This window comes from Hymenobacter cavernae (assembly GCF_014641455.1).
Taxonomy (GTDB): domain Bacteria; phylum Bacteroidota; class Bacteroidia; order Cytophagales; family Hymenobacteraceae; genus Hymenobacter; species Hymenobacter cavernae.
In genome coordinates this window covers 900,840-918,006 of the sequence record NZ_BMHT01000002.1, presented here as the reverse complement: position 1 = coordinate 918,006, position 17,167 = coordinate 900,840, and the positions used below count along the sequence as shown (strand labels likewise).

The 17,167-nt window shown below is 53.6% G+C and carries 10 protein-coding genes; 1 reads left to right on the top strand and 9 read right to left on the bottom strand.

Annotated features, from left to right (window positions below; translation table 11 throughout):
* Positions 1 to 9 precede the first annotated feature (9 nt).
* From IEX74_RS08125 to IEX74_RS08085, 8 genes are all read right to left on the bottom strand, one after another.
* Positions 10 to 1,020, bottom strand: a complete 1,011-nt coding sequence (locus IEX74_RS08125) for a sugar kinase (RefSeq protein WP_188812921.1) — start codon at positions 1,018 to 1,020, stop codon at positions 10 to 12.
* A complete protein-coding gene (uxaC, locus tag IEX74_RS08120) occupies positions 941 to 2,425 on the bottom strand; it encodes a glucuronate isomerase (RefSeq protein WP_188812919.1) in 1,485 nt (494 codons plus the stop codon). The genes IEX74_RS08125 and uxaC overlap by 80 nt, the downstream gene beginning before the upstream one ends.
* Positions 2,426 to 2,540: 115 nt before the next feature.
* Entirely contained in the window at positions 2,541 to 4,193 is a 1,653-nt protein-coding gene (locus IEX74_RS08115) for a UxaA family hydrolase (RefSeq protein WP_188812917.1), read from the bottom strand.
* Positions 4,194 to 5,717, bottom strand: a complete 1,524-nt coding sequence (locus tag IEX74_RS08110; RefSeq protein WP_188812915.1) for a tagaturonate reductase — start codon at positions 5,715 to 5,717, stop codon at positions 4,194 to 4,196. It lies immediately after the preceding gene.
* A gap of 26 nt (positions 5,718 to 5,743) precedes the next feature.
* On the bottom strand, positions 5,744 to 7,801 hold the full coding sequence (pelA, locus tag IEX74_RS23160; RefSeq protein WP_229755152.1) for a pectate lyase: 2,058 nt from the start codon (positions 7,799 to 7,801) through the stop codon (positions 5,744 to 5,746).
* A gap of 25 nt (positions 7,802 to 7,826) precedes the next feature.
* Positions 7,827 to 8,168 carry a cupin domain-containing protein gene (locus IEX74_RS08095; RefSeq protein WP_188812913.1) on the bottom strand — a complete coding sequence of 114 codons (342 nt, stop codon included), beginning with the start codon at positions 8,166 to 8,168 and terminating at the stop codon, positions 7,827 to 7,829.
* 85 nt (positions 8,169 to 8,253) lie between these two features.
* On the bottom strand, positions 8,254 to 10,134 hold the full coding sequence (locus IEX74_RS08090; RefSeq protein ID WP_188812910.1) for a RagB/SusD family nutrient uptake outer membrane protein: 1,881 nt from the start codon (positions 10,132 to 10,134) through the stop codon (positions 8,254 to 8,256).
* Between the two features lie 26 nt (positions 10,135 to 10,160).
* A complete protein-coding gene (locus IEX74_RS08085) occupies positions 10,161 to 13,448 on the bottom strand; it encodes a SusC/RagA family TonB-linked outer membrane protein (protein WP_188812908.1) in 3,288 nt (1,095 codons plus the stop codon).
* Positions 13,449 to 14,007: 559 nt separating this feature from the next.
* Here IEX74_RS08085 and IEX74_RS08080 point away from each other — a divergent pair.
* Positions 14,008 to 15,054, top strand: coding sequence for a LacI family DNA-binding transcriptional regulator (locus IEX74_RS08080; RefSeq protein ID WP_188812906.1), 1,047 nt, complete (start codon positions 14,008 to 14,010; stop codon positions 15,052 to 15,054).
* A 99-nt stretch (positions 15,055 to 15,153) separates the two neighbouring features.
* Here the strand turns inward: IEX74_RS08080 and IEX74_RS08075 are convergent, their stop codons facing one another.
* On the bottom strand, positions 15,154 to 17,103 hold the full coding sequence (locus tag IEX74_RS08075) for a glycoside hydrolase family 88/105 protein (protein ID WP_188812904.1): 1,950 nt from the start codon (positions 17,101 to 17,103) through the stop codon (positions 15,154 to 15,156).
* Positions 17,104 to 17,167 lie beyond the last annotated feature (64 nt).

Genomic DNA, 17,167 nt, shown 5'->3' with positions numbered 1-17,167 from the left:
GTTAAGTAATTACCGCAGCAGTCGACCGGAGGTATCGCCGCCTACAACCTGCTCCACTTCGGCAACAGTCGCCAGGTTGACGTCGCCGTGAATGGTATGCTTAAGAGCCGAAGCCGCTACCGCAAAGGTTAACGCCTCCTGTTCGGTGGGGTAAGTTAACGAACCATAGATAAACCCGGCAATAAATGCATCGCCGCCGCCGATCCGGTCCACAATCGGCACGATATCGTAGGCGGGCGTTTCCAGGTAATTCTGACCGTTAAAGAGAATGCCCGTCAATCGGTTGTGAGAAGCACTGAGCGTTTCCCGGTTCGTCGCAATGACTTGCTTGACTTGCGGAAATCGTTTTACCAGTTGCTGCGCTACCGATACAAAACGATTCTCCGCTCCGGCTTCCGCTTTGATACCGAACAAGTCGTCGGCATCGCCCTCAGTACACACAATTACATCGCAGCCTTCAACTAGTTCGGGCATTACATCCTGCGCTTTTTGTCCGTATTGCCAAAGGTTACGCCGGTAGTTGACGTCGGCCGAAACCGTGATACCTAGCTTGCGAGCAACCTTGATAGCGTCGCGGCAGGCCTGGGCAGCTGTGTCGGACACCGCGGCCGTGATGCCAGTCCAGTGAAACCATTGCGCGTCTTTCAGGATTTCTTTCCAGTCCAGCCACTCCGGTTGCAGGTTCGCAAAAGCCGAGTTGAAGCGGTCGTACACGATTTTGCTGGCCCGCATCGAAGCGCCTACTTCCAAGAAGTAAAGCCCCAGCCGCTCGCCACGAAACACGGTGTGCGACATGTCGACACCTAGCTTTTGAAAGGACTGAGCAGCCGCCTGGCCTAGCTCATTATCGGGGAAACAGGTAACGTGGGTGGCTGGGATGCCCAGCCGCGCCAACGATGCCGCTACGTTGGCGTCGCCGCCGCCGTAGGTTATTTCAAGATTATCCGTTTGTATGAATCGGTAATTCAGCGGTGGCGACAGCCGCATCATGATTTCGCCGAACGTTACCACTTGCTTCATTCTCAAAACCAAAGTAGGCCTTGGCATTGCCGTAAGAAATGTTCTGGATAATCTGACCGATCCAAGCTAGATCGTCGGGCAATTCACCGTTTTCCACGTCGTTGCCGAAGAGGTTGCACAGCACCCGACGGAAGTACTCGTGGCGCGGGTAGGAAAGGAAGCTGCGCGAATCGGTGAGCATGCCCACAAAGCGGCTCAGCAGACCCATGTTCGAGAGAGAATTCATCTGGTTCTCCATACCTAGCTTTTGGTCAAGGAACCACCAGCCCGAGCCAAACTGCACCTTACCTGCCACCGAGCCGTCGTTGAAGTTACCAATCATGGTAGCTATCAAATCGTTATCGGCAGGGTTCAGATTGTAGATGATAGTTTTGGCGAGACGATCCTGCGAATCGAGACGATCCAGGAACGTGGACAAAGCACGGCCTTGGGGGAAGTCACCAATCGAATCCCAACCAGTGTCAGGACCTAGCTGCCGTAGCGCACGCGAGTTATTGTTGCGCAAGGCACCTAGGTGGAACTGCTGCGTCCAACCCTTATCCCAGTCCATTTCAGCCAGCGCAATGAGAATAGCCGACTTGAACTTCAGAATCTCTTCGTGATTCAGGGCGTGGCCACCGCGAACTTTTTCAAAGATGCTGCTGACTTCGTCATCAGTATAATCGACGGCATAAATCTGCTCCAAACCGTGGTCCGACAAGCGGCAACCTAGCTTCGCGAAGTAGTCATGACGGCGCTGCAAAGCCGTCAGCAGATTTCCATAGGTATGGATTTCTACGCTGGCCGAGGCAGCTAGCTTATCCAGGTACTCGTTGTAAACCGCCGGGTCTTCAACCGCCATAGCCTTATCAGGCCGGAACGTCGGCAACACACGCACGCCGAACGAATCAGCGGCAATAGCGTGATGATGCTCCAAGGAATCAGCCGGATCGTCGGTCGTGCAGACGGTTTCTACCTTCATCTTCAGCAGCAGATTGCGCACCGAAAACTCCGGCGTGCTCAGCTTCTCGTTGCAGGCATCGTAGATGCGGCGGGCACTGTTGCCATCTAGCAGCTCCGTGATACCAAAGTAGCGCTGTAACTCTAGATGCGTCCAGTGATACAGCGGGTTACGCATGGTGTAAGGCACCGTCTGCGCCCACTTCTCGAACTTCTCCCAGTCGGAAGCGTCACCGGTGATGTAGCGCTCGTCTACCCCGTTTGCCCGCATGGCGCGCCACTTGTAGTGGTCGCCATAGAGCCAGATCTGCGTGATATTTTCAAACTGTCGGTCCTGCGCAATCTGATCAGGAGGAAGGTGGCAGTGATAATCGATGATGGGCATCTGCTTAGCAAACTCATGGTAGAGTTGCTGGGCCGTATCGGTCTGTAGCAGGAAGTCCTCGTTCAAAAAAGGCTTCTTCATGATAAGTAAAATTAGGGGCGAAGCTCCTCCTTCGCTCTTGGGTAGAAAGGTAGGAGCTTGCGTGGCAATTGCTTCCCCGTAGTCTCCTGCAATATGGCTATTTGAAGCTGGGATATTACAACGACACGCCCCGTTTCCAAGGAATAAAGTCAGTCTGGCCGTGGCGCACGGCGCTAACTTCTTCGCCACTAGCTACTCGTGCGACATATTCCAGGATGCGCTGTCCGGCTTGCTCAATGGTTTCTTCCCCATCGATAACAGTACCGGTGTTCACATCAATGATATCAGGCATGCGCTTCGCCAAGGCCGTGTTGCTGGAAATCTTCACCACCGGCACAATCGGGTTGCCGGTCGGTGTACCTAGGCCCGTCGTGAACAGCACGATGTTAGCGCCCGAGCCTACTTCTGCCGTTGTCGATTCCACGTCGTTGCCAGGCGTGCAAAGAAGGTTCAGACCTGGCTTCGTAACCAGTTCCGGATAATCCAGCACGGCTACCACCGGCGACGAGCCACCCTTCCGGGCCGCTCCTGCCGACTTCATAGCGTCCGTAATCAGACCGTCGCGGATGTTACCCGGCGAAGGATTCATATCAAAGCCGGAACCAACGGCAATAGCGCTGTCGCCATAGGCTTTCATTAGGCTGCTGAAGCGTTCAGCCGTTTCGCTGTCTACGCTGCGGTCTACCAGCTCTTGCTCTACGCCGCACAGCTCGGGGAACTCCGCCAGAATTACGGAACCACCTAGGGCTACCATCAAATCGGATACGTGCCCAACAGCGGGATTAGCGGAGATGCCCGAGAAACCATCCGAGCCGCCACATTCCAAGCCAATTGTCAGCTTGCTGAGCGGAGCAGGCTGTCGCTCGCACTTATCAGCCAGCATCAAGCCAGCAAACGTCTGCCGCAAGGCCTGACTTACCAGCGCTTCCTCGGTCCCGATTTTCTGCTGCTCCAGAATGTAGAGCGGCTTGTCGAAGTTAGGGCTGCGCTTCTTGATTTCATCCTGCAACATGCTCACCTGAGCATTCTGGCAACCTAGGCTCAGCACGGTAGCACCGGCTACGTTCGGGTGCGTGATGTAGCCGGCCAGTAGGCCGCAGAGCGTCTGGGCGTCTTGGCGAATACCGCCGCAGCCGCCTTCGTGCGAGAGGAAACGAATACCGTCGACATTCGGGAACAACCTAGGTCTGGCAGCATTATTATCAGCGCTGCGCAGGTCGGTTTCCAGAATCTCTTCTACTGTTTTGCCCGACTGCATCAGCGAAATCAGCTCCTGAGTTTGGGGCTGGTAGCTTTTGCGCCGAGCATAGCCTAGGTCATTCACCAGCGCTTCTTCCAGCACCTGAATGTTGCGGTTTTCGCAGAACACCAGCGGAATCACAAGCCAGTAGTTGGCCGTGCCTACGCGGCCATCGGAGCGGTGGAAGCCCATGAAGGTTTGCTGCTGCCAGTAGTCCACGTTGGGCGCGGTCCAGCTGCGGCGCTTCTCCTGGTGCTCGTCGTAGCTGTTAGTCGCGTGCTGAATATTGGCTGTCGTCAGCAAGCCACCTAGCTGAATGGCGTGCCGCGCCTTGCCTACCAGTACGCCGTACATCGTTACGGAGTCGCCGGGTTGCAGCGGCTGCAAAGCTAGCTTGTGCTTAGCGGGTATTTTTTCCGTGGTGGTCACGGTCGTTCCATCCCACGTTACGGGTGTGCCGATCGGCAAATCGGTCAGAGCCACCAGTACGTTATCGTCGGGGTGAATCTTGGCTACTAAATGTTTCATTTACTTAGCAAGAACCTTTTTGTTGAAATATGCTGCTACTGTCGGGTATGCACCTGCTTCCAGCATCTTTTGCAGGTAGTCACTTACCTGCTTGCCGAAGCCGGGTAGCTGGGTCAGATCATGCCCCCAGAGGGTTTGATTTTGCAGTACGGTAGTGGCTAGCTCGTCGGAGTTGAGGCGCGCCCAAAGGTCAGCAAAATAGCCCGCCTTTTCATCCTGAATAGGATACTCGGCCCCGTTCGCCTGGCCATACCACATATTGTCGCGCTGCTCAGTACCTTTCATAAATAGCAGATAGGCCGCAAAACCTAGGGCCATGCACTCCGGCACCGCATTGAAGCGCTTGTAGTAGTGCATCAGAGTAGGAATATTGCGCATCTGCATCTTCATGGTGTATTGCATGGTGATGGCAATCCAGCGGTGCTCCACGAAGGGGTTGCGGAAACGGTCCATCACCTGCAAGCCAAAGCGTTGCGCCACTTTTTCATCCACCGGATACGGAATACCAGGCAGCAAATCAGCTAACATCAGATTGCTGATAAAAGTACCCAACGTGTCATCTTCCATGGCAGCGCGCACCGCTTCGAAGCCGCTCAGGAAAGCTAGGCCACAGCTTAGCGTGTGCGTGCCGTTGAGCAAACGCAACTTCAGCTCGCGAAACAGATTGATGTCTGGCTGCACCACAACCCCCTTATCGACCTCCTGAAACGACAAGATTGATTTCACCCGCTCATCGCCCTGAATGGCCCACAGCAGGAAAGCCTCCGACATCGTCAGCAGGTCGTCTTCGTAACCTAGCTGCTCGGTGATGGTGCGGTAGGTAGCGGCATCGGGCTTACCCGGTACAATGCGGTCGACCAGCGAGTTACAGCAGGTATTGGCAGCTTCCAGCCAATCCATAAACTCGCTTTCGAGCCCATTGCGGTGCGCAAGCTCCAGCAGGATAGCCTCCAACTTGCTGCCGTTTTCGGGAATAAGCTCCGTCGGCACGATAACCAAGCCCTTCGACTTATCGCCTTTAAAAGCCTGAAAGCGAGCATACAGGAAAGCGAGGAGCTTGCCGGGAAACGATTGTGGCGGCGCCTGATGAATATCGTCGGGCACGAGCTGAATGCCGACCTCCGTGGTATTAGAAATTACAACCTGCAAATCGGGGTTAGCCGCGCACTTCAGGATTTCATTCCACTGGCTTTTCGCCGATAGCACACGGCTAATAGACGAGCAAACGACATTTTCATTTATGGTTTGTCCATCTTCGATACCCCGGATGCAAACCGTGTACATGCCATCCTGCCGATTAAAGGCCTCAATATCGCCTCCGTCGGTCGATTTCACCACAACGATGCGGCCGTTGAAAATACCTTGGCGGTTGGCCTTGTCAATGAGAAAGTCCGGCAAGCCGCGCAGTAGTACGCCGGTACCGAACTGAATTACTTTTTCGGGCAGGTCGAATAGTTTTTCCTCCGGCAATGCCACGGGCGCCTCGGTTAGGCTAGCCTCAAGAGAGCGAGATAAGTGCTTCATTTTGTGATCTTACGCTTGTGCTTTGGTTATAATTTACTGCTGCCTTTTCCCCATTTTTGCTGCCAGGCCGGATAATCTTTGGTCAGCAGTTTCTCGGGCCAGGTACCTAGGTAGAGATAGCCGGCGCGCCGTTCATTCTCTATTTCGGCTAAAGTATTTTTCTTTTCCGAATTCCGCCCCACATAGATGGGTTTGTTGGTTTCCAGATCATAGAAGCGGGCCCAAATGGTAGAACCTGCTTCGGGTACCATCACTCGGTCGCGCCCCGTGGGCTGACTTGGGTCTTTGATGTCTTTGACGGTATAGCCTGAAATCTTCACTTCATTGAGCCACGCCACTGCGCTGTCAATCGATTTTCGGACCTCTGTTGAGGGATTATCAACATCTATCAGAAACTTCACAATCTCCACGGTTTCATCGCCGCTGAGGGAAGCTAGCTCAAAAGCGCGTGCTTTAGCTGGTAGGAGCGTTTTCTCATCATGCTGCGCACACCAAGCAGTGAGCTTACCATTCTGCATGTACTGTGTCTTTAGAATGCAATCAATGCCACGCTCCACCGCTAGCTTTGCCTGCGGTACCAATGCCTGATCAACCAGCGTAAAATCACCTTTTTGCTCCACTAGGTCGCGCAAAATCTGCAAAGCGCGTAGCATCGCGTTGTCGTTGTAGGTGATCTGGTGCCGGTATAAACTGTGATCAGGATAGTATTGCGGAAAGCCGCCATTCGGGTACTGCATCTTCAACAGGTAGCGAATTCCGTTTTCCGCCGCGTTGCGGTAAGTCATGTTGCCGGTGCGATGAGCCGCCGCCAGTAAATAGCGGATTTCGCGGGTGGTAGCGTTGTTGTCGATGGTGGCATCGGGATGGCTCGACTCTTTACGGGCATTCACTTTTTCAGCCACACTAAGCGTATGCTCATAGCTTACTTTTACCCCATCAATGGCTTTAGGCCAACCGCCCACACCGCGCTGAAAGATTAACATGCGCTCGGCAACTGAATCTTTAACTACTGCCACGGGAACAGGAGCAGCTAGGGCTACTGCTTTCTTGTCAATATTCCAGCGGCCGCCAAATGTCCAGTTCGCCGTGATTTGCTTAGGGCTAGGTGCATCAGCCGCTGTAGCTAGGTTGTCTTTGTGCCACGCATAATCCCCGCCTTTGCGGCGGCAATTATAGTAGTACACGCGTCTTCCCCAAAGCGGAGTTCCGGGCCCGGACTTCGCCTGGTAAATATCAGCGTCGGCCATGTTCTTCGGGAAGCGGCAGTTAATTAAGTACAACTGAGACTCCCGATGAAAGCGACCTAGCTTGAAGTTGTCATCACCTTCGAAGGTGCAGTTCTTCAATACCGTCTTTTCGTCTTTGTTGCCCGAGCCATCGTGCCAAATAGCGGCCTCTTGGCTGTGGCAGATAAAGCGGCAGTTCTCTGCGTAAGCCCAGCCACGCGGGCAATAAAAATCGACGCCTCCTTCCATGGTGCAGTCGATGAAGTAATACAAGCCGGCTTCCACGTCCCAGGGGCTTACCGTGTCGCCACCTAGGGCCCGAAACGTACAATGGCGAACAATGAGGCGGATCGTGCCCGGCATCGTCCGAAGCGCCATTTGGTGCCCAGTCTTGCTGATCATTTTTTTACCGCCGGAAGCGGTCGGGCAATCGATAGTTACTTCACCCGTTGCGTCAAAGCCGTAGCTGTTAATGACGGACAGGTTTTCCAGTGTCACATCGGGGCTGTTGCGCATGTTCAGCGTCGCCACACCCCAGTCATTGGCGTGCGACTGGGGGTCGCAGTACCAGGCGTCGCGCGCTTGTGCATTGGTTAAAATTACCCCTTTTTCGCTTTCTCCTTTAAGAGCTAGGTTGTTTTTACCATCAATAAACACCTTCTCGCGGTAGGTGCCATTCTTGATGAAGATGGTCCGCAACTGCGTCGATTGAGCGGGCAAGCTGTTAACGGCTTCCTGAATAGTCCGGAATGCACCCGAACCATCCGATGCCACAATAACTTGTTGAGCCTGAGCAATGGGAGAAGCTCCCACTGTCAGGCTCAACGACAAGATCAATAAATACCAAAATCGCTTCATGCGTGAGGCCAGTAAGGCTAATAGGTTACACGAAATCTTCGCGCATGGGCGTGAATACATCTAATAATACACCTGCTTCCTGACAAAATACTCCGTGCCAGACGTTGGACGGTGCATAGAAAGTGTCACCAGCTTTCAGTGCTCGTTGCTCATCACCGACTACCACTTCAAAAACGCCACTCTCAACGTAGCTCATCTGGGTATGCACATGCTGGTGCAAGGCTCCAACGCTACCAGCTTCAAAAGACACTTTCACCAGCATCAGGCTAGCCTCGTAGGTAAGCACCTTGCGCCGGATACCCTCGCCTACGGTTTGCCAGGGTTGCGCATCGTCTTGCAGAAAGAAGTCGGTTGAAGCAGGAGTCATGAGAAATAAAGTTTCGAACTGTTACTGACTGAGCTACGGAATATTGCCAATGGCAATATTCCGTAGCTCAGTCCAGCTGTTTGCTTTAGTAGCCTTCGTTTTGTACCAGCGCCGGATCGGAGCTGAGCGTAGCCTGCGGAATAGGCAGCAACTCTTTGCCCTTGCCAGGCACGTATTCGGCAGCCAGACCCGAAGCAACACTTATGACCTGAGTTGCCGTTGGAGTAAGTTTGTACACCGTATTTACAGGCTTTGTGTTCGCAACATATTGTGCATCAATCGCCTGCCGCCAGTTCACGCGCGTAGTACCGCTAGGTGCAGTCGTGTTAGTGGGTGAAGGCCGGAAGAATGAGCGGCTCCACTGTAAGGGGCTGGCACTAGGCGTCCGATAGTACATATACAGCGGTACATTCTGGTACGGTGCTTCGCCTTTGGCCATCTTCTCGATGTTGGCTTTCACTTCGGTCAGCTTGGCATCCAACAGGTTCCAACGCAACAGGTCGTACTTACGAATTCCTTCACTACCGAACTCTAGGTAACGTTCGTTCACCAGAGTCTTGAAGAAGTCTTCTTTGCCGCTCAGGTTGAAGCCTGCTTGCGTCAGAGTCAGCATAGCTCGGCTACGGTTTCCGGCGTAAGCACGAGTGCGTACTTCCATCAAAGCATCCTGAGCAGCCTGCGTCGGACCGTTCAGCTCGTTCTCAGCTTCGGCAAACATGAGCAGCACGTCGGCGTAGCGAATGATAGGCCAGTTGTAATCTAGGTAGTTAACGGAGCCGGTTACAGCAGGCGTGTGCCAGTCGCGGCGGAACTTACCGTCGGTTATAGCATTCAAAGCTACACCCGATTGGAAGTTGCTGGTAGCACCTATTTCGTACGTGGTAATCGTGATGTCACGACGTGTATCGGTCGAGTCGAAGGCGTAGAAGTAAGGCGGCGCAATTGTAACAGCGCCCTGCGTAGAGCCATACGTACCCGTCGCATTCCGCAGACGTGGGCCGTTGTAATAACCTAACTTACTACCTGAAGCAACCGTGGCCGTAGCCATACCCACCTGGAACATGATTTCGTTGGCAGGTTCCGGACGTAGTTCGTTGATGCTTTGGAACACCTCTTTAAAAGTGGTATTCAGCTTATGTTCCGTCCGGGCAGTTGGCGTCATCATATCGACGCACTCCTGGCGGGCAATTCGGTAGTAGTCCAAGTAATCGGACGGACGGACCATCTGTCTACCCTTCAATGAGTAGCCTCCACGGAACAGGGCAATCCGAGCGCGCAACGCTTTTACTGCACCTTTAGTAATACGCTCGCTAGCCGTACCAGCACGTGAGCGCCACGGCACGAGCTTCTCAGCTTGTAGCAGATCATCAATTATATGCGACAGCGTCTCATTGCGGTCAATATTGGGCAAGTTGAAATCCTGTCCAGATACGGATGGGGTGTACTGCACCGGTACATCACCCCAGTTACGCACAAGCTCGAAGAGATACTGTGCCCGCAGTGTCAGCGCTTCGCCGTGCAGACGGTGCAGCGCCGCGGTATCGGCCGCTGATCCAGTGGTATAGGCAGCCATTTGCGGAATCTGCTGAATGCAAATATTCGTGCGCTCGACCCCCTGATACAACTGGTTCCAAGGGTTGTTAATTTCGGAGTTGGTAGCAAGAGCGCTGTAGCGTGCGATACTGCGGCGCCCGCCGTCAGCAGCCCCCGATGAACCGATCATCTCATCGGTATCGTAAGGGAAGTACATGCTCAATCGAGTGCCATAACCTTGGTCACCGGAGAGTGGATCGTAGGCACCGATAACAGCGGATGTTGCACCCGCTACTGTGCTGAAGGTATAAGCGGTCGTATTCAGAGCCACTGGCTCCACCTCGAGATAGTCCTTGCAAGAAGACACCAGGCCAGCGGAGCTAGCTATTGCTAGGGCAACGACGGTGGCTCGGAAGGGAAGAAACGATTTCATATATAAGATCGAGATCCGAATAGAAGTTAGAGAGAAAGATTCACGCCGAAGAGGAAGGCGCGGCTGCGTGGATAAGCAGCATAATCAACGCCTGGGGTGAGCGGCGAATTGCGACGGGTATTCACCTCGGGGTCGTAGCCCGTGTACTTAGTGAAGGTGTACAGATTGCTGGCCGTCACGTAGAAGCGCAGGCTCGAAATCTTGGCACGCGAAGTCAACGTCTTGGGTAGCGTGTAACCTAGGGTTACGTTGTTTACGCGCAGGAACGAACCATCTTCTACGGCCCACGAGTGCAAGAAGTAGTTTCGAGTAGGCGTCCAGATTTTAGCCCCTTGGTTTACCTGACGCAGACGTTCCAGTGAGGTAATCTCGCTGCCATCAGCTTCCAAGATACGGTAACGGTCGCTCATAACGTCGAGTAGGTTGCTGAACGAAGTGTTAGCCGTGTTCGATGTAAACTCGATTTTGTTGGCGTTGTAGACGTCATTGCCCAACACGAAGTTGAGGAAGATGCTGGCATCGAAGTTCTTGAACGTGAACTGCTGGTTCAAACCGCCTACTGCTTTCGGGTTGGCGTTGCCGATAACCGTGCGGTCATTGTCATCAATGGTATTGTCACCGTTCAGGTCTTTGAGCTTGATCAGGCCCGGACGCGGCGTGGATTCACCAGTTACCCCTGAGGCATTCACATATGTTTTATCCGGGTTTAGGGTCCAGCTACCAAGTGCACCGGCCGTAGTCGAAGGAGTATAGCCCGTGAAGTCGTCAGCAGTCAGGAAACCATCCGTGATATAGCCGTACATCTGTCCTACAGGCTGTCCAACCCGCGCTACATAGTCAGGAATCAACCTAGCTTCGGAACCAGCCCAGCCGGAAGCAATAGCCGGAATTTCGCGCTGGTCACCACCTAGGCTCTCAATACGGCCGCGGTTGAACGAGGAGTTTGCCGTAGCCGTCCAGGTAAAGTTCTTGTTCTGGATAATTGTAGCAGTCAATTGAAGCTCTACTCCACGGTTGGAAGTTTCACCGATATTCTGCAATTGCGAGGTATAACCTAGGAAGGCAGGGATCGGCTTGTTGAGTAGCAGATCGTGGGTTGTGTTGTAGTAGGCATCCGCCGTGAACTGTACACGGTTATCGAGCAAAGCCACGTCAATACCGATGTTACGCGAAGTCGTTGATTCCCACTTTAGGTTGGGGTTAGCCAAGCTGGTCGGAGCCGATCCGTTCACGATGCTGTGGTTGAGCGCATATGGAGCGCTGCCAGCTTGGAAAAGCTGGTCGTACAGGAAGTCGTTGATGCGGTTATTACCAGCCTCACCGTAGCTCAGGCGCAACTTCAGGTCTGATATAGCGGATACATCTTTGAAGAAGTTCTCACGCGAGATACGCCACGCTAGCGAAGCGCCAGGGAAGATGCCGGTTTTGTTCCCCTTCGGGAATTTAGAAGAGCCATCGACCCGGAACGTACCCGTAAACAGGTACTTATCATCGTAGGAGTACGTCAGACGGCCAAAGCCGGACAGCAAACGGTAATCCTGCGGGATGCTGGTCTGCGGCAGTACAGGCTGCGACGTCTGGCCAGCGGGCAGTACACCTTGGTTAATGTTAGCCAAGGCACGCTCCGCAGTAATGTCTAGCGGCAGAAAGTTCGTCTGGATGTACTGCTGATTGTTACGCTGCTGATAGATTTCTTCACCTAGCAGTACGCCAATAGAATGCACACCTTTAGTAACGCTGTAGTCCAACACGTTCGAGTTGTTGAGCGTATTCTGCGTGGTAGTCGTGATAGTAGCGAAGGGCAACTCAGCGTAGCCACCTGAAGCCTGACGGATCGTAGGCGAGTACTGGCCATTGAACGTGTTCAGGCCGATGTTGGTGATGTCGAAGCCAGCCGTTGAGCGGAAGGTCAGGCCTTTTGCCAGATCAAGGGCAGCGTTAGCGCCAATGTTAACGGTGCGGCGCTTTTCGTTGCGATACTCGTTATCAATCGTAACAATTGGGTTAGACAACGAAGAGTACTGCAAGAACTCTGGGTCGAATGCTGTTGGGTCCAGAACCGTTCCGTTCGCTTTAGGAACAATCAGAGGCTGATATTGAACCGTATTCCGTAGGCGTGATGTCGTGTTGGAGCCGCTGGTAGAAGTGCCGGCGCCGTTTGTACCCTGGTCGTTGAAGCGCATGTTCAGGCCAGCACGCAGCTTCGAGGTAGCTTTCGTGTCGAAGCGGAAGTTCACCAGGTTACGCGTATAATCGGAACCTCGCTGGATACCTTCTTCGGTGTTGCGGGTCAGGCTCAGCGAGTAGGTTGTCCCTTTTACACCGCCTGCAATAGATACGTTGTGTGTTTGTTGGAAAGCGCTGCGGCCAAATACTTTGTCCTGCCAATCAACGAAAGGAGCATTGCGGGCACCATTTGGTCCACTGATCGTATCGCTCATATAGTTGGAGCTACCAAACAGACTCTTAAAGGTTGGTAGGCCGTTGGAAGCAGTGCCAATAATGCGGGCACGCTCGAATTGGTAGTTCAGGTAGTCATCTGGCTTCAGCACACCTAGGGTATTCGTGATCTGGCGGAAGCCAGCGAAACCGTTATAGCTGATAACAGTCTTTCCTTCAACACCCTTCTTCGTGGTGATAATTACAACACCGTTGGCGCCACGAGCACCGTAAATGGCGGTAGCGGAGGCATCTTTCAGTACATCAACAGAGGCAATATCCTGAGGAGCAATTACGCTCAATGCGTTTTCAATCTGAATACCGTCTACTACGTAAAGCGGCGAGTTGTCCTGCGTAACGGAACCACCGCCACGCACGCGCACCTGCACGTTCTGGTTGCCGGGGGTGCCTTCAGCGCTGGTGAGTTGCACACCGGCCAAACGGCCCGTTAGGGCTTCCGCGGCCGAGTTCACCGGAATATCTTTGATCTGCTGAGCGCTAACTGAAGATACAGAACCCGTAACATCGCGGCGGTTTACGGCCTGATAACCAATTACCACAACATCATCCAGTGCCTTAGAATCGGGTGACAATTCTACGTCGATTTTGGTCTTATCACCAACGGGAACATCCTTGGAAACAAAGCCGATGTAGCTAAAGCGTAGTGTAGCGTCGCCGGCCGGGATAGACAGGGTGAACATACCCTCCGAGTTGGTGGTCGCACCGATAGTTGTGCCTTTTACCACGACCGTTACGCCGGGTAAGGCCTCGTTTTTCTCCGTCGACCGGACGATACCCTGAACGGCTCGCTGTTGTGCTGAAGCAAGCAGGGCAACCTGCAACAGCAACAGCATCAGTAATAAATGTTTTTTCATAAAGTAAACGAAGGGTGTGGGACTGAATTAAATTGATTTACTGCAAGGCCTCGGTATCTATTAGGATAGATGTGTGTATGATTCGGATTGTTCTTGGCTAAGAAGCTAGCTTGCTGAACCGGGGCTGATGCAAATAGGGTGAGATTTTCGGGCTAGTAGCGCTAGGATAACGCGTGATAGATAAGCAGTAGAGGTGCGTCAACAATGAGCTTGTGCATCCGCCGTGGCTCTCGCTTCAGTAATTGGACCTAGCCACGAGGCGGAGATACATAGAGGCGGTTGTAGTTTGTAAACGTTTCGAAGAACTCAAGCAGCGTGCCAATACCGACAAATAAAGATTTCGGTTGATAAGATTAGTCCGTCTGAAAGTAAAAAGGAAGAATATTTCAGCTTTTATTCTTGCAAACGTTATCGGGAACGTTGCCATGCAAGCACACGCCAAAAGCTTATTGAAGAAAAAAGTGGAATTTAGGGCTTCGTTCAGGCGTTCAGCCGAAGAGCATAGGCCACGCACCGCGTTTGTTTATTGCATTTTCTCTAGTCTACTACATTCTGCCACTTGAGCAACTTCACTATAAAAGACATTGCCCGGGAGCTGAATATCTCAACCTCTACCGTTTCGCGGGCGTTGAGAGGCAGCTACGAGATAAACCCGGAGACAAAGCGACTGGTAATGGAGTGCGCCGAGCGTTTCAATTACCGGCCCAACCCGATTGCGCTTAGTTTGAAAGGTAGTGCCAGCCGGGCTATTGCGGTCATTGTCCCGCAGATTGCCAATTTCTTCTTTGCACAAGCTATTAATGGCATTGAGGCAATCGCCTACAATCGTGGCTACCATGTCATTATCTTTCAAAGCCACGAGTCGTACGAGCGGGAAGTAGCTAACGTTGAGCAGTCGATGGACCGGAAAGTAGATGGCCTGCTCATCTCGCTTTCCAGCGAAACGTCGAAAGTAGATCACTTAAAAGAAGTGCAGCAGAAAGGGCTGCCGCTTGTGCTTTTCGACCGGGTTTCGCACCAACTACAGGCAACACAAGTGGTAGCCGATAACTTTGGGGGGGCTTTTGCGGCTACCGAGCACCTTATTAAGAGTGGTCGGCGGCGAATCGCACACCTGACGATTCCGCCGTGGCTATCAATCACGCAGGAGCGGCTGGCGGGCTACCGGGCTGCCTTGGAGCAATATGGCTTGCCTTACGACGAGCAGCTGGTGCGCTACGGAACTTTCGGGCCGGATGAGGTAGGCCCCATGGTTGACGAGCTGATGGCGCTGACGCCAACTCCCGATGCTTTCTTTACGGCCAGCGACCGGCTGGCGGTCGGCTGCCTGACCGCTTTGCGCCAACGGCACCTAGGTATTCCGGAGGACGTTTCGCTCATCGGCTTCACCAACCTGAACGTGGCCGACCTTCTGTCGCCTTCCCTCAGCACGGTGGTGCAGCCGGCACAGGAAATCGGGCAGGTAGCAGCGGAGCGGCTTATCGATCTGATTGAACAGAAGCAGAAAGCAGCGCCTGTCAGCACAGTCAAGATTCCGACTGAGCTCATTATCCGCGAATCTTCCAAGCCAGTGAGTAAGCTAAATCCTGTTTCTTACCCTAGCTAAAGCTAGCTTTCTCGCTATAAGTATTGCTATAAAAACCTAGGTCCCCACTTTCCTGCAAGCAGGAAGATGGGGATCTAGGTTTTTATATAGGGAGGCTACTTACTTGGCTGCTTTCTGCTGGAGCAGCCAGGTAGCCAGGTCTTTGCCGGCGTTGAAGTTCTCGTACACGGCCGGAATCTTGCGGCCATCGGTGTACTCGTTATACAGCCACGGGTCGCCGACCACGAACACGGTTCCTTTACCGACTTTGGCCGTAGCCATAATTACGTCGCTGCCTTTGGAGACGAGCGCCTTACCCGTGTTGCCTTGCAGGCTAATAGGAGCCAGCTCTTTGATGTAGGCGGCTTTCGTGTGTTTAAAGACGGCGTTACCGGCCGGAATATCAACGCGGCCCTGCTCGAACTCGCTGCCCTGCACCATGTTCAGGCTCTTCGGAATGAAGCTGAGGCCGAATGCTTTAGCCAGCTCATTGAAGTGCGGGATTTCGCAGTTGGAGGTATCATTGGCCATCATCACGAGCGTACCACCGGCCTTCACCCAGTCGGAAATGGCTTTGATGTCGTTGGCCTGCACGAAGTTAGGTTTGGGGCTCTCCTTCTTGGAGTCGGGGTCCACGATGATGTACACGTCCACGCCTTTCAGCGAAGCCGCCGTTGGCGCAGTCGGAATGGAAATGGTTTTGGCACCTAGCTCCCGGAACTGGTTGCCCCACAGCCAGAAGCCGCCGTGCGTCCGCTCTTCCCAGGTGTAGTGCCATTGCTCCTGCTCACCCGTGACGGGGTTCTTGCGGAATTCGTGGTTGAAGTAATAATCGAGCCCAACGGTCTTGTTCTGACCTAGGTTGTTCTCCTTGGCAATCTCCATCTCGACGCTCGCCAGGATGAACGGGCCTACGCCTTTCAGGTCGTTCTTGCGCAGTGGCTCGCTGAGGTAATACTCGTAGCTGCCATCGCGGTAAGGGTTACCACCCAGGCCACCCACGCTCACGGTGCCATTGAACGCCAGGGCGTTGTTCTCGGTGGCTACAAATGTCTTCAGCAGGCCATCGTAGCCTTTTTGCGCCACGGCGGCGTACTTCTTGTCGAGGTAGCCCATGCGCACGCCTTTTGCCAGCATGTACACAAACATGCTGGAGCCCGACGCTTCGGCGTAGTTGCCTTTGCGTGTAGCCTGGTCAACTACCAGCGACCAGGTACCCGTTTTAGCATCCTGGTACTTAGCTAGCACGGGTGCCAGTCGCTGCACATCTTTGATAAGCTGAGCACGTTGCGGATGATTGGCGGGGAAGTAGTCCAGCACATCAACGAGGGCCATAGCGTACCAGCCCATACCCCGGTCCCAGAAATTAGGCGACTGGCCAGTTTGCTTGTTCGCCCACTTCTGCTCTTTGCTTTCATCGTAGCCGTGGTAGAGCAGGCCCGTCTTGGGATCAACCAGATGCTTCTCAATAAGCGCGAACTGCTTCGCCACATCATCGAAGCCCGCGGGCTGGTTGAAGACTTTGCTGTACTCAGCGTAGAACGGCTCGGCCATGTACAAGCCATCGAGCCACATCTGGTTCGGATACACTTTCTTGTGCCAGAAGCCACCTTCCTTGGTGCGGGGTTGGCCATCAAGCTGCTTGCGCAGCGTTTGGGCAGCTAGCTTGTACTTCTCCTGCGCCGCCTGGCTGCCCTGCGATACCTGAGCTAGAGTCAGCAACGCGTGGCCGGTAGTCAGGTTATCGAGGTTGTAATCTTCCAGCTTGTAGGTCCGGATAACGCCGCCGGGTCGCACAAACTGGTCGATGTCCTTTATAATATACGTGTAGTACTTGGCGTCGCCAGTGCGTTGCCACACTCGCTCCAACGCTTTCAGCATCAGGCCTTGCTCATAATCCCAACGGGCCGTTTTGCGGTTGCCGATGAGAATGGAATCCGGATGCCAGCTGATGAAGGCATCAGCCATGCGCTGCGACATGGTCTGGGCGGGCCCGCTGGTTTGCGCCACGGCGTTTTGACCTAGCCCTAAAAGCAAGGCGGCGGTTAGCAGATGAAAACTCTTTTTCATGGGAGAAAGGTACGTAATGCCTATAACACAGCTTCAGTCTGGGCAAATGCACGACGTCGAAACG